The sequence below is a fragment of the Rhizobium sp. M1 genome (assembly GCF_002531805.1).
GTDB lineage: Bacteria > Pseudomonadota > Alphaproteobacteria > Rhizobiales > Rhizobiaceae > Rhizobium > Rhizobium etli_C.
On the sequence record NZ_NWSW01000002.1, the window covers coordinates 325,397 to 344,909 of the forward strand.

The 19,513-nt window shown below is 60.7% G+C and carries 17 protein-coding genes and 4 pseudogenes; 9 read left to right on the top strand and 12 right to left on the bottom strand.

Going from position 1 to position 19,513, the window contains the following annotated elements:
* Positions 1 to 19: 19 nt before the first annotated feature.
* Positions 20 to 142 (bottom strand): annotated as a pseudogene (locus tag CO655_RS34215) (thermonuclease family protein); the annotation flags it as partial.
* 154 nt (positions 143 to 296) lie between these two features.
* On the opposite strand from CO655_RS34215, the pseudogene CO655_RS03680 reads away from it, so the two are divergent.
* Positions 297 to 654, top strand: a pseudogene (locus CO655_RS03680) (ATP-dependent DNA ligase); the annotation flags it as partial.
* Positions 655 to 687: 33 nt separating this feature from the next.
* Here the strand turns inward: CO655_RS03680 and CO655_RS03685 are convergent.
* On the bottom strand, positions 688 to 972 hold the full coding sequence (locus tag CO655_RS03685) for a hypothetical protein (protein ID WP_097663816.1): 285 nt from the start codon (positions 970 to 972) through the stop codon (positions 688 to 690).
* Positions 973 to 1,131: pseudogene (locus CO655_RS03690) on the bottom strand (CopG family transcriptional regulator); the annotation flags it as partial.
* Between the two features lie 85 nt (positions 1,132 to 1,216).
* Between CO655_RS03690 and CO655_RS03695 the strand changes: the two are divergent.
* On the top strand, positions 1,217 to 2,923 hold the full coding sequence (locus CO655_RS03695; protein ID WP_097663817.1) for an adenylate/guanylate cyclase domain-containing protein: 1,707 nt from the start codon (positions 1,217 to 1,219) through the stop codon (positions 2,921 to 2,923).
* 275 nt (positions 2,924 to 3,198) lie between these two features.
* On the opposite strand, the gene CO655_RS03700 is transcribed toward CO655_RS03695, so the two are convergent.
* Genes CO655_RS03700 through CO655_RS03715 form a run of 4 tightly spaced genes read right to left on the bottom strand, consistent with a single transcriptional unit; the run spans position 3,199 to position 6,765 of the window.
* Positions 3,199 to 4,281: an alpha/beta hydrolase gene (locus CO655_RS03700; RefSeq protein WP_097663819.1), complete on the bottom strand. Its 1,083-nt coding sequence runs from the start codon at positions 4,279 to 4,281 to the stop codon at positions 3,199 to 3,201.
* A gap of 31 nt (positions 4,282 to 4,312) precedes the next feature.
* On the bottom strand, positions 4,313 to 4,786 hold the full coding sequence (locus tag CO655_RS03705; protein ID WP_097608300.1) for a cyclophilin-like fold protein: 474 nt from the start codon (positions 4,784 to 4,786) through the stop codon (positions 4,313 to 4,315).
* Between the two features lie 13 nt (positions 4,787 to 4,799).
* Entirely contained in the window at positions 4,800 to 5,546 is a 747-nt protein-coding gene (locus tag CO655_RS03710; protein ID WP_097663820.1) for an SDR family oxidoreductase, read from the bottom strand.
* 31 nt (positions 5,547 to 5,577) lie between these two features.
* Positions 5,578 to 6,765: an MFS transporter gene (locus CO655_RS03715; RefSeq protein WP_097663821.1), complete on the bottom strand. Its 1,188-nt coding sequence runs from the start codon at positions 6,763 to 6,765 to the stop codon at positions 5,578 to 5,580.
* 97 nt (positions 6,766 to 6,862) lie between these two features.
* On the opposite strand from CO655_RS03715, the gene CO655_RS03720 reads away from it, so the two are divergent.
* Entirely contained in the window at positions 6,863 to 7,762 is a 900-nt protein-coding gene (locus CO655_RS03720) for a LysR family transcriptional regulator (RefSeq protein ID WP_010034075.1), read from the top strand.
* Between the two features lie 31 nt (positions 7,763 to 7,793).
* A pseudogene (locus CO655_RS03725) lies at positions 7,794 to 7,975 on the top strand (GNAT family N-acetyltransferase); the annotation flags it as partial.
* 107 nt (positions 7,976 to 8,082) lie between these two features.
* Here the strand turns inward: CO655_RS03725 and CO655_RS03730 are convergent.
* From CO655_RS03730 to CO655_RS03745, 4 genes are all read right to left on the bottom strand, one after another.
* The gene (locus CO655_RS03730) at positions 8,083 to 9,291 is read right to left on the bottom strand and encodes an MFS transporter (RefSeq protein WP_097663822.1); all 1,209 of its coding nucleotides are present in this window, start codon (positions 9,289 to 9,291) and stop codon (positions 8,083 to 8,085) included.
* Positions 9,292 to 9,350: 59 nt separating this feature from the next.
* A complete protein-coding gene (locus tag CO655_RS03735; protein WP_097663823.1) occupies positions 9,351 to 10,331 on the bottom strand; it encodes an AraC family transcriptional regulator in 981 nt (326 codons plus the stop codon).
* A gap of 191 nt (positions 10,332 to 10,522) precedes the next feature.
* On the bottom strand, positions 10,523 to 10,996 hold the full coding sequence (locus CO655_RS03740; RefSeq protein WP_097663824.1) for an isoprenylcysteine carboxylmethyltransferase family protein: 474 nt from the start codon (positions 10,994 to 10,996) through the stop codon (positions 10,523 to 10,525).
* Between the two features lie 21 nt (positions 10,997 to 11,017).
* Positions 11,018 to 11,911: an NAD(P)/FAD-dependent oxidoreductase gene (locus tag CO655_RS03745; RefSeq protein WP_097663825.1), complete on the bottom strand. Its 894-nt coding sequence runs from the start codon at positions 11,909 to 11,911 to the stop codon at positions 11,018 to 11,020.
* Positions 11,912 to 12,049: 138 nt separating this feature from the next.
* Here CO655_RS03745 and CO655_RS03750 point away from each other — a divergent pair, with 138 nt between their 5' ends.
* The 3 genes from CO655_RS03750 to CO655_RS03760 all read left to right on the top strand — a co-directional run bounded on the left by CO655_RS03750 (position 12,050) and on the right by CO655_RS03760 (position 16,776).
* Entirely contained in the window at positions 12,050 to 12,697 is a 648-nt protein-coding gene (locus CO655_RS03750; RefSeq protein ID WP_097608293.1) for a TetR/AcrR family transcriptional regulator, read from the top strand.
* A 328-nt stretch (positions 12,698 to 13,025) separates the two neighbouring features.
* A complete protein-coding gene (locus CO655_RS03755; RefSeq protein ID WP_097663826.1) occupies positions 13,026 to 14,801 on the top strand; it encodes an adenylate/guanylate cyclase domain-containing protein in 1,776 nt (591 codons plus the stop codon).
* Positions 14,802 to 15,003: 202 nt separating this feature from the next.
* Complete coding sequence (locus CO655_RS03760; protein ID WP_097663827.1) at positions 15,004 to 16,776, top strand: adenylate/guanylate cyclase domain-containing protein; 1,773 nt, start codon at positions 15,004 to 15,006, stop codon at positions 16,774 to 16,776.
* Between the two features lie 116 nt (positions 16,777 to 16,892).
* Here CO655_RS03760 and CO655_RS03765 read toward each other — a convergent pair whose 3' ends face one another.
* Positions 16,893 to 18,014 (bottom strand): NADH:flavin oxidoreductase, encoded by a 1,122-nt coding sequence (locus CO655_RS03765; RefSeq protein ID WP_097608290.1) that lies wholly within the window; start codon positions 18,012 to 18,014, stop codon positions 16,893 to 16,895.
* Between the two features lie 101 nt (positions 18,015 to 18,115).
* Between CO655_RS03765 and CO655_RS03770 the strand changes: the two genes are divergently transcribed.
* Positions 18,116 to 18,523 carry a helix-turn-helix domain-containing protein gene (locus CO655_RS03770; RefSeq protein ID WP_010033453.1) on the top strand — a complete coding sequence of 136 codons (408 nt, stop codon included), beginning with the start codon at positions 18,116 to 18,118 and terminating at the stop codon, positions 18,521 to 18,523.
* 271 nt (positions 18,524 to 18,794) lie between these two features.
* On the top strand, positions 18,795 to 19,322 hold the full coding sequence (locus CO655_RS03775) for a cytochrome c (RefSeq protein ID WP_097663870.1): 528 nt from the start codon (positions 18,795 to 18,797) through the stop codon (positions 19,320 to 19,322).
* Positions 19,323 to 19,513: the final 191 nt, after the last annotated feature.

Here is a 19,513-nt window from a genome sequence, read left to right on the forward strand (position 1 = left end):
TTGCTCCCGCTCGACGGCTCGTGTCGATGCCCGAGACGAACGGAACACCTTCCCCCAGCAGTCGCATGTTCTGCCCGTCGCACTTGACGGTGTCGCCGTCGACGGCCGTCAGTGAGGCGCAAAAGATCAATCCTGCGATCATCAATAGCAGGTGGTCCTAACCTGACGGACCGGGCCACCAACCCAGGTGCTTTGCGGGGTCGACGTGCAGGTCGTCGGCGTATACGTGGGCTGCTGTCGCTGCATTCCTTGATTGTAACCCTGTCCGCCGGCAATAAGAGCGTCCCCCATCGCTCAGCACCTATCGCGGTCGCGGCGGCGACTGGCTGAAAATCAAATGCATCCAGAGCGACGGCTTCGGGAACATCGGCGCGCTTGCTGGCTGCTCGGAAGGGTGGCGAACTGGTTTACGTCGGGTCGGTCGGAACGGGCTTCAAGGCAGACGAGGCAATGAAGCTTCGCGCAACGATGGACAAGATCAAGGCGACCAAACCGGCCGTCAAATATTCCGGTGGGCGCCTGATCTGGATAAAGCCTAAGCTGGTCGCCGAGATCCAATACGGAGGCTTGACGCATGACGGCAAGCTGCGCCACCCGTCATATAAGGGGCTGCGCGATGCAGCTGATAATGCGGCGGTTTACGAGATCGAATGATCTTTAAGAGCTAGGTCTGAAAACGACGCAAGGCTAAATAATTCCCATCAAAGCTAAAACTAAGAAAATCAACATGACAGAGGTCACTAACACGAAAGTTGGCCCGGCGATAAAGAACTTCTCTTTTGGCTTCATCAACACGCAATCATCATCACCTCCGCGATCGGCCCAGTAGGCCTCTGGCCCGAACTCTTCGGTGAAATTGAAGCCGTTTCTACTGTAGAATATGATCGACCTGATGAACCAATACCAGTAGTAGGCGCAAAATGGGCCTACGATGCACAGGGCGATCCATAGCTGAATTCGATCGTCACTCAATCAAGCTTCCCCATCCGTATCGCCATCTTCGTCCAGATCATGCACCGGCAAATAGGTGTTCTTCTCCATCCACTCACGGACGATATACCTGATGGCGTCGTCTCGCGTCAGCACCAATTCGCTTGAGATGTCCCGCAGAGCTTCTTCCATGTTCTCGTCCGCCTGGACATCACCTCTTGCCGCTTGTTGACTGACCCGTATTTGAGCAATAACTTATGAACCCGGTCGTTGGGCTTGTCCTCACATGACGGATCGATCTCTTCAGCGTCGCCTTGCTGCCATCGTCGTTGCCGATGTGGTGGGATATTCACGCCTGATGGAGGCTGATGAAGCCGCAACGCTTGATAACCTCAGGGAACTCCGTTCTGGCGTCATCGAGCCGGCTGTGTTGCGCCATAACGGTCGCATCTTTAAGGTCATGGGCGACGGATTCCTGATCGAATTCGGTAGCGCGGTGGAAGCGGTCGCTGCAGCGTTGGAAATGCAACGGACCACCACTGCTATCGAGGCTTCCGGAGACCGGCGCCTGCTTTTGCGTATCGGCGTCAATCTGGGAGATGTCATTGACGATGGTTCAGACATCCTCGGCGACGGCGTCAATGTCGCGGCGCGCTTGGAGACGCAGGCCGCACCGGGAGGTATCTGCATTTCAGGCAGCGTTCACGGCGAGATCGTCGGCAAGATCGGCGACCGGTTCTTTGATGCAGGCGAACGCTACCTGAAGAACCTGACCCGCCCGGTTCACGTGTGGCATTGGCCGGATGCGCTGCAGAGCATATTGCCGCTGCCCGAATGTCCCTCGGTCGCTGTCCTGCCGTTCACGAATATGAGTGGGGATGAAGCGGACGCGCCTTTCGTCGACGGCCTGACCGAAGACCTGATCACCGACCTTTCCCGTACGGCTGGCCTGTTCGTCATCGCGCGCAATTCCGTGTACGGCTACAAGGGCAAACCGGTCGACGTACGGCTGGTCGCCCAGGAACTCGGCGTCCGCTACGTGCTGGAGGGGAGCGCCAGACGCGCAATGGGCCGTGTCCGCATCAATGCCCAGTTGGTCGATGCGCTTGGAGGCCAGCACGTATGGGCCGACCGGTTTGACAGGACGGTGGAAGATGTTTTCGAATTACAAGATGAAGTGAACGCCAAGATTGTTGAAGCCCTCGTCGGCCGGCTGACCATCCCGGTACCGCGCAATCGGCCGAAGAACTTCGAGGCGTACGATCTGTGTGTGCGCGCCCGCCTCCTGACGGAAGAGTCGCCGCAAACCGAGCGTGAGGCCTATATGCTGCTCCAACGCGCGGTCAAGCTCGATCCATCATATGCCGAGGCGCTCGGTCTGCTGGCCTATAACCGTTGGCTTGCCTGGACTCATTTCGGCGAGCCCGAAGATCCTAACCGCCGGATGGCGGTGACATCAGCGCAGAAGGCGGTAGACTTGGATCCCAACGATGCCGGCTGCCGTTACGTTCTGGGTACCATTTTGGCTTATGAGCGGCGATGGGAGGAATCGGATGCCGCCTTCGCCAAGGCCCTGGAGCTGGACCCCAACCACGCCGACACCTGGGCCGCCATGTCGGACATGTCCGTGCTGGACGGCAGGGTTGCCGACGGACTGGCGCAGATCGAAAAAGCCCTGCGGCTCAATCCCCATCCAACCTGCTGGTATCTTTGTCATCTTGGGCAGGCGCAGTATGCCGCGCGTGACTATGAGGCGGCAATCGCTACGCTGCGCAGGAAAGAAACCTATCGTACCAACTCACGCAAATTCCTGGCTGCTGCGCTTGCGCAGTTGGGCCACAGCGAGGAGGCGCGGCGAGAAGCAGAATTGTTTCTGATCGCCCACCCTCATTTCACCATCGGCCATTGGCTCAGCTCCCAGCCGCTGCGCGATGCAGCTGTACGAGACCACTTCGTCGACGGCTTCCGAAAGGCCGGCCTGCCGGAGATGTGACAGCGGATGAGGCCAATCCCGACCCGTTCGAGGACTTGATCAACGGACATGCGCCGCGCGAGAACGGCGCTCTGGCTCGCATGGATGGCGGCACTGCAGAGTTTCCTTGTGAGCCAATCTGTTTCGCCGGCGCAGCCGGGAAATTCCTCATGACCGGACCATCCGCTAGGATTTCGTAGCCCAGCTATCGAAGGCGGAGATCGACGAAATCAGAGGCGGCGTTGTGACCAGAAGGTCACATCGCCGCCTGTGATAGTTCGGCCGGCGAGTTTCGCTTATGCCAGATGTCGACCGAAGAACTCGGCCATCCGGTCGAAGGGGATCTTGTCCACGCGGTCGTAAAGGTCGGTATGGGTTGCGTCCGGAATGATCATCAGTTCCTTCGGCTCGGCGGCGGCTGCGAAGGCGGTTTCACTGAAGTAGCGTGAGTGAGCCTTCTCGCCGTGGATGAACAGCACCGGACGCGGCGAGATCTCCGCGATGTAGGTCAGAATCGGCATGTTCATGAACGAGATCGGCGTGGTCTGCGACCAGGCGTTGCGCGAGTTGACAGCGCGCTTATGATAGCCGCGCGGCGTCGAATAGTAGTCGTGGTAATCGACCATGAACTGCGGTGCATCTGGACCGACTTCGGCGTTATACGCCGCCTGGTACGCGGGAGTACCCTTTTCCGCATCGACCCAACGCTGCCGGCTTAACTGCTCCAACGTCTGCGTGCGTTGCTCCAGGGTAACGCTGTCGTTGTAACCCTTGGACATGACGCGCGTCATGTCGTACATGGTGCTGGCGACGACTGCCTTGACGCGCTTGTCGACGGCAACGGCATTCAAAGCCATGCCGCCCCAGCCGCAGACGCCGATCACGCCGATGCGCTCACGATCGACTTCCGGCCGCAGGCCGATAAAGTCCACTGCGGCACTGAAGTCCTCGGTGTTGATGTCGGGCGAGGCGATGTTACGCGGTTCGCCGCCGCTCTCTCCGGTATATGATGGATCGAAGGCAAGAGTTGCAAATCCACGTTCTGCCATCGTCTGCGCATAAAGCCCGGACGACTGTTCCTTCACCGCGCCGAACGGCCCGCTGACGACGATGGCGGCGAGCCTACTGTTGTCCCGATCCTTGGGAAGGTAGAGATCTGCCGCCAGAGTGATGCCGTATCGGTTCTTGAACGAGACCTTCTGATGGTCGACCTTGTCGCTCTTGAGGAACGTCTTGTCCCAATCCGTGGTCTGAGCCAGGGCCCGGGTCGCGGCCGCCGCCGGGATCAGGCTCATGGCCGCGACGGCGACGCCGGTCGCCTTTATCAGACCACGCCTGCTCGAATTGAAGCCGTCCTGCGTCTCAATGTGCTTGCTCATTTGGAAGTCTCCTGTCTGGATGGGTTGAGTGTCACTGGATGCGCTCGATGCGCAGCGGGAATTCCCCAGGTACGTGAAGCGCTTCGAACCCGTCGTCGAAGCGACCGAGGCGGACGAGGCCCGGATGCTTGTAGTCGGCGTAGAACATCGCGAGATTTCCCCAGGGCATGTAATAGCAGAGGTCGTATGGCCGCTCGTCGGAGAAGGGTCCGTGTCCTTCGACTGTCAGCTTGCGCGGCAGGTATGCGATCTTCTCGTTCGATCCGAAGTCCTTGATCTCGAGGTCCAGGGGAAGCATCGAAGCGAGGTCGCGCGCCGACGGATTGTCGTAGAGCGTGGCCGTCATTGACATGCCCTTGAAGGTGAACCTGATCCTCACGTCGGTCGGCTCTTGGCTGGCCGGATCGCGGCCTTGCTGCCCGCGCGCCGCGAAGGGGAGAGCCGCGACCGCCAGAGCTCCACCCACGATCCTTCGCCGGGTCATAGCCAATGTGTTCGTCGTCATCGTTCGGGTCCCATCAAACCGGTTGCGCCGTGGGCCGGAACAGGATTTCGTTGATGTCGACATCGTCTGGCTCGTTCACCGCAAACGCGACCGTCCGGGCGAAGGCATCTGCGCCGACGGCGATCTGGCTGACGAACTCTCTCGTGTCCGCCTGGATGTCCTTTTCGCTGATATGCTCGAGAAGTTCGGTGCTGACCGCGCCGGGCGAAATGATGGTGGTCCGGATGTTGTACGGCTTCACCTCCTTGCGTAGCCCTTCGGAAAGCGCGCGGACGGCGAACTTGGTCGCGCAATAGACCGCGGTACCTGGATCGACGACATGGCCGTAGACCGAGGAAACGTTGATGATGTGGCCGGACTTCTGCGCCTTCATATGCGGCAGCGCGGCGGCGATGCCGTAGAGCACGCCTTTGACGTTGACGTCGATCATGCGGTCCCACTCGTCGACCTTGAGACGTTCGAGCGGGGCGAGCGGCATCAGACCGGCATTGTTGAGCATCACGTCGACGCGGCCGAATTCCTGGACTGCAGTATCGACGAGGTTCCTGACCTGCTGCCTGTCCGTCACATCCGTCTGGATCGCTTTGGCATTGTAGCCCTTCGAGGTGAGTTCCCCGGCCAGCGCATCGATGCGGTCACGTCGCCGGGCACCGAGCACCACGGCAGCACCTCGCTCGGCGAGATGGCGTGCGGTGGCTTCGCCCAGCCCGCTGCTCGCCCCGGTGATGACGACGACTTTGTCTTCTATGCCTTGAGACATGATGTTCTCCTATTGCGCGATTTTTGAGAGGTCAGACGCGGCGGCCGGCGAGCGCTCCGAACGCGGCGGAACCCGCAAGAAGGAGGGCGGCCAGAAGGAAAGCGCTCCACCAGCCTGCACCGTCGAAAAGAACTCCGCCTGCGAATGCCCCGCCCGCAATGGCCAACGGGATCAGCGCGACCTGGATGCCGCCCGCCGCTTCCAGCTCACCTGGGACCAGCCTCGCCATCCAGGTGTTCCAGGCCACCGGGGTCGGGGTCGAGAAAAATCCCCAGAGCACGAGAAGGACCGCGGTGGCCCACGGTGAAGACCCAAAGCCGATCAGCAGGAGAGCGATCAGAGCGACCGTGCCCGGCAGGCCAATAAGCGCGGCGGCAAGGTGACGGCGTAGGACGAAACCGATCAGGGACGTTCCGGCCAATCCGCCGAGTCCGACACCCAGAAGCATCAGCGACAGTGTGTTGAGTTCCACCCCGGTGACACCCTCCAGAAACGGACGCAGATAGATCGAAAGCGCATTCATCCCCATGAAGACCAGACCCGTCGCCGCCATGCCGATCAGGAAGGCGCGGTTGCGCAAGAGGCGCAACATTCGACCGACCGACACGGTTTCCGTCGCAGGCATCTTCGGCAGGACGGCAAATTGCCAAATCAGAGCGACGAGTCCGATCGGAACGGTGATCAGGAAAGTGCCGCGCCAGCCGATCAGCCCGCCGAGAAAGCTGCCGAGAGGGGCGGCAATGACGACCGCGAAAGCGGTGCCGCCCTGGAGCAGAGCGATGGCCTTGGGCAGGTCCGACTTCGAAGCCAGACGCGCGAGGATGGCCGTCGACAAGGACCAGAAGCCGCCGATCGCGACGCCGACAAGCGCCCGGCCCAGGAGGAAGACGGTGAAGTTGGGAGCGAGGGCAACGGCCAGACTGGAGAGGGCCAGCACCCCGGTATAGAGCAGGACGACTGCCTTCCTGTCCCATTTCGACAGAAAGCCGTTGCCGAAGAGGCTTGTGGTCACAGCGAAGACGCCCGAGATGGTGATGGCCAGCCCGGCCTGGCCTTCTGACACCGCCAGCTCTCTGGCGATCGGGGTCAGGAGGCTGACCGGCAGGAACTCCAGTCCGACCAGAAGAAAGGTCAGGAGCGACAGGCAGGTCACGGCCGCCCATGGTGTTTCTGCGATGTCTGCCAAGATCGCATCATTCGCTGTCAGCTCAATGGCCATGCCGGGCTCTCCTGTGCGGTTGCCGCAACAGATAGCCAAACGGATTTGGATGGAATAGGAGGTATAATCCGCATGTTGAGGTGAAGGAGATTCAACAATGCGACGTGACGAATTCACCGAGATGAGAGCATTCTTGGAAGTTGCCAAGGAGCGGAGCTTCACGCGCGCCGCTGCTAAGCTGGGCCTCTCGCGCTCAGCCCTCAGTCACACAGTCAGCGCGTTGGAGGAGCGGCTGGGAATCCGGCTTCTTTCCCGCACCACCCGGGACGTCGCGCCGACGGCGGCCGGCGAACGTTTCATGGAAAGTATCCAGCCCCATTTCGAAAGCATCACCGCCGGGATCAGCGCGATCAGCGCGCTGCGTGACAAGCCGTCCGGCGACATTAGGGTCGTCTGCCCGGACGACGCGGTCGAGCTGGTGTTCCGTCCCAGACTTTCGGCATTCCTACGGGACTTTCCCGACGTGACGGTGGAAATCATCGTTGACAACGGCTTCACCAACATCGTCGAGCGGCAGTTCGACGCTGGCGTCCGTCTTGGCGAGGCCGTCGCCCGCGACATGGTGGCGGTGCGCATAGGACCCGACGTGTCATATTCCGTCGTGGCCTCGCCCGACTATCTGGAGCGGCATGGGCCGCCGTCAATCCCGCAGGACCTGACAGGTCACAACTGCGTCAACCTTCGGCTTCCAACATCCGGGGGGCTTTATGCCTGGGAATTCGAGCGGGACGGCCGTGAGTTCAGCGTGCGGGTGGAGGGCCAGCTCACCTTGAGCAACATCGCTCCGGCGATTGACGCTGCATTGGACGGGATCGGTCTTGCCTACGTGCCCACGGACCTCGTCTCGCAGCATGTCGAGCGGGGGCGGTTGCGGCAGGTGCTTTCGGACTGGTGTCCGACGTTCCAGGGCTACCATCTCTATTATCCGAGCCGACGCAATCCGTCGCCGGCCTTCTCGGCGTTTGTTGATGCTTTCCGGCATAGACGGCGGAAATAGTGTTCGGCCCCACAGCCCAATGTGCGAAGGACAAGGCAAAGGTCACGGGACGCCTTGATGGAGTACGCACTCGCAAGGTGCGATCGCGATCACGCCCCGGCCTATTTGGAATCCTCGAACCCGCGCAACATTCCGTTCTACCGGCGCTACGGCTTCGAGCCGCTTGGCGCGATCCAGGTCGGCTCGTCGCCGACGCTTGTCCCGATGTTGCGGGGGCCCGTTGAGCTTCGGTTCGATCCGATAGTTTGTGGCATGCGGGGCCCTTTGCCGAGGACCCCTGGTCGTGGGCGATCTGTTCACCTTGGCCGCAGCTCCAAGAGTCAGCTGCGGGGCTGAAGCAACGCCAGAACGACAGTCGATGCCGCCAAGACGGCTGTAAATGTCAATGGCGCTGAGGCACCGAAGTGATCGACCACATAGCCGCCGAACAGCGCACCTATGCTGATGGCGACCTGGAACGAAACGACCATCAGGCTGCCGGCAGCCTCCAAGGCGTCTGCTGCGCCCCGGGACAAGTTGGTAGGCAGTACCACCGGAGCCATCCCAAAAGCGAAACCCCAAAGTGTCACCAGGGCAAAGGCGATGCCGCTCTGCGCACCCCAGAGGACGAGAGCAAGCGCCGAAAACGCCATCAATACGCCAGTGACAGCGAGCGCCGTGTGGATATTCGCGTCTGCCAGCCGGCCGCCGGCGACATTGCCGATCACAGAGGCGATGCCAAACCCGAGGAGCGCCAGGGCAATCGGGCCGGTGCCAAGGAGCGTGACTTGTTCCAGGAAAGGTCGCACATAGACCGAACCGGCAAAATGTCCCGTCATCAGCAAGAGGATGGCGAGCATTCCGAGTTGCACGGTGCGCCGTTTCGTCAGCCGGAAGACGTCGGAAAGACTATTGCTTGTGCTTGCGGGTAGCGTCGGCAAGCTGAGTATCTGCAGCAGCATCGCAATCGCGGCGAGCCCTGCGGTCATGGCCGTGGCGGCACGCCAGCCGATCCAATCGCTGATCAAGGCACCCATGGATGGTGCAGCAATGGTGGCAAGAGAGACACCGAGGGTGACGATAGCCATACCCCGACCTGTCGCATTGGTGCCGACCAATCTCGCCACGACCGCAACCGAAAGCGCCCAGAAACCGCTGAGCGCGACGCCCAGCCCGGCCCGGCCCAACAACAATAGCCAAAAATCCGTCGCGAGCGCGGCCAGCAGATTGGAGCCGATAGCCAGGGCACTTAGGCCAACCAGGACAGTCTTCCGGTTCAGTTTGCCGATCAGAACATTGCTCAACAAGGCCGTCACCGCGCCAACAGAGGCGGTGGCGGTGACAACCTGACCGGCGGTTCCCTCGCTGACGCCAAGGTCACGCGCCATCGGCGTCAACAGGCCTGCCGGCAGAAATTCAGCTGAAACGAGCGCAAAGCTTGTGGCTGCCATTGAAATAACGGCAAACCAGGTTGTCGGGCTCCAAGGGCTCGGAACGGCAGAATCGAGGCCAATCGCGGCGCCGTCAAGCTGTGATGTTGTGTCCGTCATTGAAGTACCTCCAAGTGTTGGAGGTCTTCATAGCGGAGTCTTTCAGGATGATATGTGTCCTAAAGTCCGAATTCCATATCCGTTCGTCCGGAAATGGTGCGGCGCACAACGCCAGGTGAGACGCTGGTGATGCGCTTGAAGGCGCGAGCGAAAGAAGCTTCGGATTCATAGCCCAGTTGAGAAGCGACCGCGGCAACCGACATGTTTTGACCGAGCAACTCTCGTGCAAGCTGCATGCGCAGACGGGCGAGATAGCGTGCCGCGCCTTCGCCCAAGATGGCGCTGAAGCGTTCCGCGAAGATCGAGCGCGATTGACCTGCCACGCCGGCAAGGGTCTCAAGCGTCCAGTCATGGCCGGGATCTCGGTGCATGGCTGCCAGCGCACGACCGATATGAGGATCACGGATCGCGGCGAGCCAGCCGCTGGTCGAGGCGCCGCTGCAATTGACCCAGCAGCGAATAAGCCGCGCCACGAGTACATCAGCCATGCGTGACAAGACCGTGGCGCTGCCTATCTGGGGCTGCGACGCCTCCGCAGTCATGGCGGCGAGGAGGGGGCCGACGATCGGATCATTGCCGGCAACGTCACAACCCTTGATGATCGGTGGCATCAGGGCGATCAACGGGTTGAGGGCATTCGCACCCAAAGCCATGGATCCGCAGAACAAGGTGCTCGTCGCTCCTGTTCCTTCCTGCACCACGTCGCAGACATTGCCCCCCAGCTTGGTGACCTGGCAGCTCTTGAGCGAGTCCCCGACAACATCAGGCTTGCTGGCCAGTCGGTGTTCGACACCTTGTGGCAACAACACCAGATCGCCGCCTTGCAACTCCTGCCATCCCTGGGCCTCGGTATGGAGCCAGCATGGCCCCTCACTGACGAAATGAAAGCGAAGCAGCTGTTGCTGCGCAAAGGCGATGCTCCATGGATGACGTAGCTCGCAGCGGCCGTAGTTGACTCCACTCAGGCGAAAGTCCTGGAGAACTTCGCTGAGTGCGTCCGTCGGAATTTGCGTCGGAGACAGGGATGAACGATCAAGCATTGGGATAATTTATATGCCGGCCGTCCGGACTGCAAGTCAGGCATCAGTGTCATGGCCGCTCTGAGGTCACCAATGGAGGCCAGTCGGTTTTCCGTGACACCGGCCCCGCAACCTTCAGAATAGGATAGCTCGCGGCAAGGAAGCCGGTGCTGGTTTATCAGAAGGCCCCGCAGGCGGTAGCGGCGCAATAGTCAGAGCCAGCGGCGAACCTCGGCCTTGTAGCGGCGGTAGTCGTCGCCGAACTTCGCTTCGAGATAGCGCTCCTCGCGGGCGATCACCTGCGTCTGGATCGCGATCAGCACCAACGGGAGCAAGGCGAAGGCGATCGGCCCGTCGAAGCCGATCGCAAGGCCGGCATAGATAAGCGCCATGCCGAGATACATGGGATTGCGGGTCCACCGATAGGGACCGGTCGTTGCGATGAGGGTCGTTGGCTGCGACGGTCGAACGTTGGTGCCCAGCCGCCGGAACAGCCCCGCCGCCGCAAGCATTATCGCCGCGCCGGCAAAAAACAGCAGCGCGCCCGCCGCGACCAGCAGCCGCCAGTCGATGCCGAAAGAGCGCAGGGTGACGAACCGCTCCGCCGCCAGCCCCAACAGCAGCGCACCCAGATAGACGAAGGGCGGAGGGAAGCGCACACCCGCGCTGTCCGGTTCGACGGCCATGCTCCCCTCCAATCTGTGCACTTAAACTAGCATCGACTGCTGGGCGAAGATACCCGCCATCGCGCCTTGCCATGTTGCGGTGGTGACCGAGGGGATTCCCGGGTTTGCGAGGTCGCCGGCGGCATAAATGCCGGGTATGCTGGTTTCGCGGCGCTCGTCGGTCTTGATAGCGATGCCGGTTGGCGTATTGACCGTGTCGAGGCCGAGTGAATCATGCAAGCTTGCGGACGGCTTGCTGCGCGGATGCGCGAACAGGATATCGACTGCGACATCGGGGCCGGTATCGAGCTTGATAGTGGCATTGTGGTCGCCGTGACGGGCGATCCCGGTGATCCGGCCATCAACGACAGGTACCTTTCGGCCCGCCAGATCGGCCCGGATGTCGGGTGCGATGTCGTGACCATCTGCAAAGACCGTCAGCCTGTCGGTCCAATCGTGGAACAGCCTGACCTGATTCATTGACTGCGGGCCGGACCAGACGAGGCCCCAATGCTGGCCGGCGACTTCGAAGCCGTCGCAATAGGGGCATGGGATGATGGATGTGCCCCAGCTTTCGGCAAAGCCCGGAACATCAGGCATCTTGTCGACAACGCCATAGCTCAGGATCAGGCGGCGCGCTCCAAGGCTCTCGCCATCGCCGGTGAGGACGGAGAAATTGTCGATGCTACCGGAGATGTTGTCGGCGCGGGCATTGACCAACTTGATCGCTGTATAACGCGCCAGTTGCTGTCGCGCCTCGGCCAAGATTTCCGATGGTGGCTTGTGATCGTGGCCAAGCACGCCATGCGAGTGGCCAGCGAAGCGATTGCGCGGCAGGCCGGTATCGAGAACGGTGACCTTGCGTCGGGCACGGCCGAGCTGCAGGGCGGCGGCGAGACCGGCAAAGCTGCCGCCGATGATGATGACGTCATCCATGGTGATAAGCTCCGTGTTGTGGATGGAGGGGGTTGGGCTGGGAGGACAGTGTAAAATCCACTCTTTGGCTTGCATATTTCCGATACTGCGTGGTATCGTAAAGCATGAATAACGATACTGTCAAGGATCTTAATTGTCGTGACCGAACAAAGCCAGGGTCGACGCGGTCGGCCTACCAACCAAGCGCTTGGCCAAACGATAGTCGACGCAGCATACGAACTCTTTGTGGAATTGGGTTTTCAAGCGACGACATTGGACAAGGTCACCCAGCGAGCGAAGATATCCAAGCTCAGCATTTATCGGCACTTCGAGAACAAGGAGGCGCTGTTCAGCGCGGCCATCGCGGACCGCTGCCATCAGTTTGCACCACAGGCCCTTTTTGAAGGCGTCGACGGTTCGGCCGAAGAGCAGCTCATGGCGGTGGGATCATCCCTGCTTCGCACGCTGTTGAGCCCGGACGTCCGCAGTGTCGAAGCCATGGTCATGGCCGACAAGACGAATCAAAAGTCGTTAAGCAAGCTCTATTACGAAGCCGGCCCCGCCCATGTCATCGCCCAAATCGAGGCCCTGTTGCGTCAGTTGCACGCGAAGGCGGTTCTGAACGTGCCCGATCCTCTCCGGTCCGCCCGCTTGTTTGGCGCGCTCTTCAAAGGATCCGATCTCCTGATTACTGCACGCTTCGATGAGGCGCGAGCAGAGGACGACAACGAAATCGAATCCTATTGCCGGTCGGCCGTCGCCATGTTCATCGCCGCGCACGGTGGCAACGACCACGCGGGCGGATAGCCTGGGCGAGGATGCGCTAGGTTTACTCGCGCTCGCCGACGCTTGGTGCCCGGCTTGGGGCGTATCGCCGAATGTGCGCCTCGTGTTGAGGATGAGGGGACGCAAAAGGCGCGTGGTCTCGGCCCGAAGAATATGGAGAGACCATCTGTCTCAAGCCACCACCATTCCCGCTCGGCATCGGAAAGCCGAAGAGAGAAGCGGATCCCTCGGGTGCGGCATCAGCGCATTCGCTCTGGATTTTTCTTTCCTGGCCTGATTCGCCCGGCTCCAGAGCGCTTTCGCATTTGCTTATCAGGAGTTAGTGTATTTTCCTGGCGGAGGGGCAAGCGTGGAACGTCGTCTTACTACAATAATGGCTGCCGATTTGGTCGGCTATTCTCGTCTCATGGCGGCGGACGAGGAAGGCACCATTTCGCGGCTGCGCGACGCGCGAACCAACGTGATTGACCCGGCAATTATGGAGGGCGGTGGCCGCATCGTCAAAACCATGGGCGACGGGCTCCTGGTCGAATTCCCGTCGCCAGTGTTGGCGGTAAGAGCGGCTCTTCTCATGCAGCGCAATTTGATCTCGCGCGAGTCTCCTCAAAGGGAAGACCAACGTCTGCGTTTCCGCATCGGTATTCATCTCGGAGATGTGGTGATCGATGGCGACGACATCCTCGGCGACTGCGTCAACATCACTGCGCGTTTGGAAACCATCGCACCCGCCGGAGGCATCTGCATATCTCGTGCAATCTACGATCATGTGCAGAGCAAGATAGACGCTGGGATGACGTGGCTCGGGCCACAGTCCGTTAAGAACATCCCCGAACCAATTGACGTGTGGCAGGTCGAGCTGGACGGCACGGCGCCCAGCCCGGTTCGGCTCTCCGGACAGGTACGTGCTTCGATCGCGGTTCTCCCATTCCAGAATTTTTCTGTCACCCCCGATCAGGACTTCTTTGTCGACGGACTGGTCGAAGACGTCATTACGGAACTCAGTCGCTTTCAATGGTTGTTCGTGATCGCTCGCAACTCGACTTTCGCCTACAAGGGAACAGCCAAGGACGTACGCAAGATCGCCCGGGAACTTGGTGTGCGCTATGTCGTGGAAGGATCGGTTCGGCGGTCCGGTGAACGGCTGAGGATCACTGTACAGCTGGTCGACGCGCTGTCCGGGGCACACATCTGGGCCGAGCGCTGGGATCGTCCGATCGCCGATTTTTTTGATGTGCAGGACGAGATAACGCGCCGGATTATCGCGGGCATCGAACCAGAGCTGGGAGCGCACGAACGGAGCCTCGCCCTCGCCAAATCGACGGACAACCTTACTGCTTGGGAACTTTGCCACCGCGGCTTCGCTGAATTGCTTTCCTTCGAAGCAGGTTCGCAAGCCACTGCCGAGAAGTTCCTTCGACAAGCGCTCGAACACGATCCGAATTTCGCACTTCCCTACGCCTATTTAGCTCGTCACCGATACGCACTCGTCCTTTGGGGGCGCGCCGCAGAGGTGCCGGTCGCTGTCGAGGAAGGATTGTCGTTCGCCACGAAGGCCTTGGAAATCGACAGGCGGAGCGATATCGCCTACGCGATGATGTCCCTCCTTCTTACGGTGGCCGGGCGAGCGGCTGAGGCCATGCCTGTCGCTGAACAGGGCCTTGCATTAAATCAAAACTACGCGTTTCTTCACTTCGCACATGGAATGGCAGCCGTGCGGCTCAGGGACGCCGATGCAACCATCAGAGCCGCACAAAATGCCATCGATCTCAGCCCTCACGATCCGTCCATGTTTGCGTTCAAGACACTGCTCGGTATTGGGTTGATGCTGAAAGGCGAGCCCGATGACCTGTCAACGGCCCGGGTGCTTCTACGGGAAGGCGCGTCCTTCGAACGCACAACCTATTTTCCATTCATTGGGTCAGCGTTGCTCGCCCTCAGGGCCGGCAATAGCGATGAGGTGAGGATCTGGATCTCTGATGCTTTGAAGAAGTTTCCACACCTGAACGCGGAATCCGTCCGAGAGGCGGCCCACCCATTTTATGAAGGTAGTCCTTATTGCGACTACCTCGACAGGTTGATCGAGCACGGGCTCCCACCGGGAGAGAAGCGTCTGATCGAAGAATAATCGCGTCACTTGGAAGACTCCTGTTCCCGGCTTCTCGGGGTGGGCATGGACCTGATCCTGAGTGGGCTTCGCAACGGCCGCATCGAACGGCCGGGAGCCTGCGTCCACAACACGATCTCACCTAAGCTCGCTCTGAGCAGCGGCTCAAAGTTCTTTCTTGCCTTCTGTCTCCCTGCTATCGTGGAAGCGAGGAGACGGCGCCATGAGCGAGACCCGAAAGCTGGCTGCAATCCTGGCCGCTGATGTGGTTGGGTACAGCCGACTTGCCGGCGCCGACGAGGAGCGCATCCTGGCGCGGTTGCGGGCACTGCGCAGCGATCTCATCGATCCGACGATCGCCGTGCACCATGGCCGGGTGGTGAAGCGCACCGGCGATGGTGCGCTGGTCGAGTTCCGCAGCGTGGTGGACGCCGTCCGCTGCGCCATCGAGGTGCAGAACGGCATGGTGGAGCGCAATGACGGCGTGCCGCAGGACCGTCGCATCGAGTTCCGGATCGGTATCCATTTGGGCGACGTCGTCGAGGAAAGCGACGGCGATCTGATGGGCGACGGCGTCAACATCGCCTCGCGACTGGAGGGCGTCGCCGCGGCGGGCGCGATCTGCCTGTCCGAGGATGCCTATCGCCAGGTCAAGGCGAGGCTCGACCTCTCGGTCAGCGATCTCGGCAACACGCAACTCAAGAACATCGCCGAGCCGATCCGGGTCTATTCGCTGCAAGTCGGCGGCGCCGGGACCAAGGCAGCCGCGACCTTCGAAACCGCGGCGAGCCGACCGGCGACTTCAGCGCCGCCGAAGCTGTCGATCGCCGTCCTGCCCTTCGCCAACATGAGCGGTGACGCCGAACAGGATTACTTCGCCGACGGCATCTCGGAAGACATCATCACGGCACTGTCGAAGCTGTCGCAGCTCTTCGTCATCGCCCGCAATTCGTCGTTCACGTTCAAGGGCAAGAACGTCCAGGTGCAGGAGGTGGGCACGAAGCTCGGCGTGCGGCATGTCCTTGAGGGCAGCGTCCGCAAATCGGGAAACAGGGTACGCATCACCGCGCAGCTCATCGACGCGACCACCGGCGGGCACCTATGGGCGGAGAGGTTCGATCGCGAGCTCACCGACATATTCGCCGTTCAGGACGATGTCACGCAACAGATCGTCGACGCGCTGGCGGTCAACCTGACAGAGGGCGATCGGAAAAGACTGGCGCCGGGGCAGAGCCGGCACCCCGAGGCGTATGACTGCTTCTTGCGCGGCCGGGAGCTGTGGCACCGGCTGACGAAGCAAACCAACAGCGACGCCCGCGACCTTTTGCAACGTGCCGTCGAACTGGACCCGAACTTCGCCTCAGCGCACGCCTTCCTCGCCCTTACCCACGGGCTGGACTACCTGAACCGGTGGAGTGCGTCGCCGCAGCGCTCTATCGAGCAAGCCGAAGAGGCCGCGACACTGGCGGCAGCGCGGGACGATAGCGATCCCGTGGCCCACTGGGCACTGAGCATGGTCAAGCTTTATTCGCGACAGCACGATAAAGCCATCAGCGAGGCCGAGCGTGCGATAATCCTCAATCCGAATTTCGCCGAAGGGCAGGTCAGCCTCGGCGAGGCACTCATCTATTCCGGCAGATCCGGGGAGGCGCTCGCCTATTTCGATCGGGCAAGGGTCCTGAACCCGTACTTTCCGGATGTCGTTCTCCACTTCCAGGCCTTGGCCTTGTTTCAACTGCGAAGGTACGAAGAGGCCGTCGAACTGTTGCTGCAGCGCGTGAACCGCAACCCGGTCACCGATGTCTCGCGCGCGCTTCTGGCCGCCTGTTACGGACACCTCGGCCGTTTCGAAGAGGCCCGCGCGAGCTGGCAAGAGGTGCTGCGCGTCAATCCCGACTACTCCTTGGAATACCGTCGCAAAGTCTTGCCCTTCAAGAACCCCGCCGATTTCGAGCTGGTCATCGAGGGGTTGCGCAATGCCGGGGTCGTACAATGACGGGTCAATGTCCGATCTTGAACCTTTGCCGCCATTTGCACCGAGGATGAGCAATAACCAGTGCCAGCGGGGTGAACGGATGCAGCCCGCGCTTGCATCCGCTCACGCCGGCTGTGTCAGGCAAGCTCGGATAAGGTAGCTGGGTCGAACCCCTTCAGTTCCGCATAATCGCCATGCTCAACTTTGGCGACCCAAGTTGGATCGGTAAGCAGCGCGCGACCCACGGCAATAAGGTCGAACTCATTGCGGTCCATGCGCTCGATCAAGCGATCGATGCTGGCTGTGGCTGACCCCTTGCCGACAAAAGCGCTTGCCGTCACATCGTTGTCGAGGCCCACCGAGCCGACAGCGATCGTGGCGGCACCCGTCACCTTCTTTGCCCAGCCTGCGCCATTGAGGCCGTTCTCGCCATCGATTTCCGGGAATTCCGGTTCCCAGAAACGACGCTGCGAGACGTGAAGGACATCCACCCCGGCCTCAACCAACGGCAGGAGCCAAGTCTCCATCTCTGCTGGTGTTTCTGCGAGACGCACGGTTAAATCTTGCTGCTTCCACTGACTGACGCGCATAATGATCGGGAAATCAGGTCCCACCGCTTCGCGTACGGCGGAAATGATCTCGCCGGCAAAGCGCGAGCGCTCCTTGATCGTCGGTCCGCCATACCGGTCGGTGCGCAGGTTCGTGCCCGACCAGAAGAATTGATCGATCAGGTAGCCGTGCGCGCCGTGGATTTCAACAGTGTCAAAGCCGAGCCGCTTGGCGTCTGCCGCCGCTTTGGCGAAGGCTGCGACAGAATCGGCGATATCCTCTTCAGTCATCGCAACGCCGCGAGCCTCACCAGGCGCGTTGAGGCCAGACGGGCTCTCCACCGGGGCGTCGGGCTCCCAATTATTGATGTAGCGCGTCGCTCCGGTGTGCCAGATCTGTGGCCCCATTCGACCACCGGCACCATGAACAGCGTCGATCACATTTTTCCACCCTCTCAACGCCGCATCCCCGTGGAAAAACGGAATCCCACCGTCGTTGCGGGAGGCCGGGCGATCAATCACCGTGCCTTCAGATAGTAGCAGTCCCGCACCACCTTCTGCTCGGCGCCGATAGTAGTCGGCATTTGCCGGCCCCGGCACGCCTTCGGGCGCAAACAGGCGGGTCATTGGCGCCATGACTATACGATTTTTCAGTTCAAGCGACCGAATGGTGAAAGGTCGAAACAGGCTGCTTGTATCGGGATTGGGCATTCGTAGAACTCCGTTGCGTAAAACGGGCTTCTAGGTATACGTTGTAAACCTAGCGTCAATCAGGCACCTGAAGTCGCCTAGGTATACTGAAGGAAACCGTCATGCTCGAACTTGAACCGCTCTGCTTCTCTTCCGAATGCCCGAGCCGGGCTCTATTCGATCAGATCGCTGACAAGTGGTCGATGATGGTGATTGCGGTTCTCAATGAGGGACCTCAGCGCTTCAACGCCATTCGCCGCCGTTTGCAAGGGGTGACGCAGAAGGCGCTCACGCAATGCCTTCGCCGCCTCGAGCGCAACGGTCTCGTGGCGCGAGAGGTGATTTCACTTTCTCCGGTCGCGGTTCAATACCACCTGACGCCACTCGGTCACACGTTGCGGGAACCGCTTCAGGAACTGCACAAATGGACCCTCGTGAAACTGCCGGAGGTCACCGCGGCGAGAGAGGCTTTCGACAGCGCTGATGGTGGGAAGAAGGGAGAGCGATCGCTGATCCAGCTGCGCCTGTGACGCGAGCGCGCAGCTTTGATGACGTGGCCGACGGCGGGCCCAGTTCTGCGCGGAAACCAAAATGCTTATGCCAAAGCTGCGACGATATCGTCGCGTCAATCAAAAGGGCTGGGGCCACCGCCCTGGGGCAGCTTCCTTCCCTCACTGCCGGCCCGTAGGCGGCCATCTTCCCCGCAATCTTCGTTAATTCGATATGGCTAATATATAGAACATCTTCAGCATGATATTCAGTTCGCTGGCAGCTGCGAGCTTCTATATCATGGAGGGGAAGATGTTTCGATTGAGCGTACGGTTGGCATTTTTGGCCGTCTCGGCATTGGGGCTGCAGTCGAGCATTGCAGCTGCCGACGATGCGCAGACTGCGCGCGGCGAATATCTCGTCACGATCGGCGGCTGCAACGATTGCCACACACCGGGATATTTCTTCGGAAAACCGGACAGCTCGCGATTTCTGGGTGGCTCGGATGTCGGTTTTGAGATCCCGGGGCAGGGGGTCTTCGTCGGCCGCAACATTACGCCTGACAAGGAGACCGGCATCGGCAGCTGGACCAGGGAACAGATCGTGGCTGCGCTTCAGACCGGGCAGCGGCCGGATGGCCGCCTCCTGGCACCAATCATGCCGTGGCATGCATTCGCGCAACTCACTGAAGAAGACGTGACATCAATTGCAGTCTTCCTTCAAAGCCTGAAACCGGTCAGCCATCAGGTCCCAGGACCTTTCAAGCCGGGGGAGAAGGTTTCAACCTTCATGTTCCGGATCTTGCCGCCGGGCGAAACCGCGGCTGCCGCACCAAACTAGAACAGCGCCGCCAGCGAACCCTACGGCAGCCAGCATAACCGGAAGTTCGCGTAACAGCGGATTGCCGTCATGAAAGGGCGGCGGTTGAACGATTGCAGACTATCCAGACGATTTCGACGGGCGTCGCCGAAAGAGCTGATCCCAGATGTCGAACCCCGCAGGGACAATCCCGATCAGCAGTGCAGCGGCCA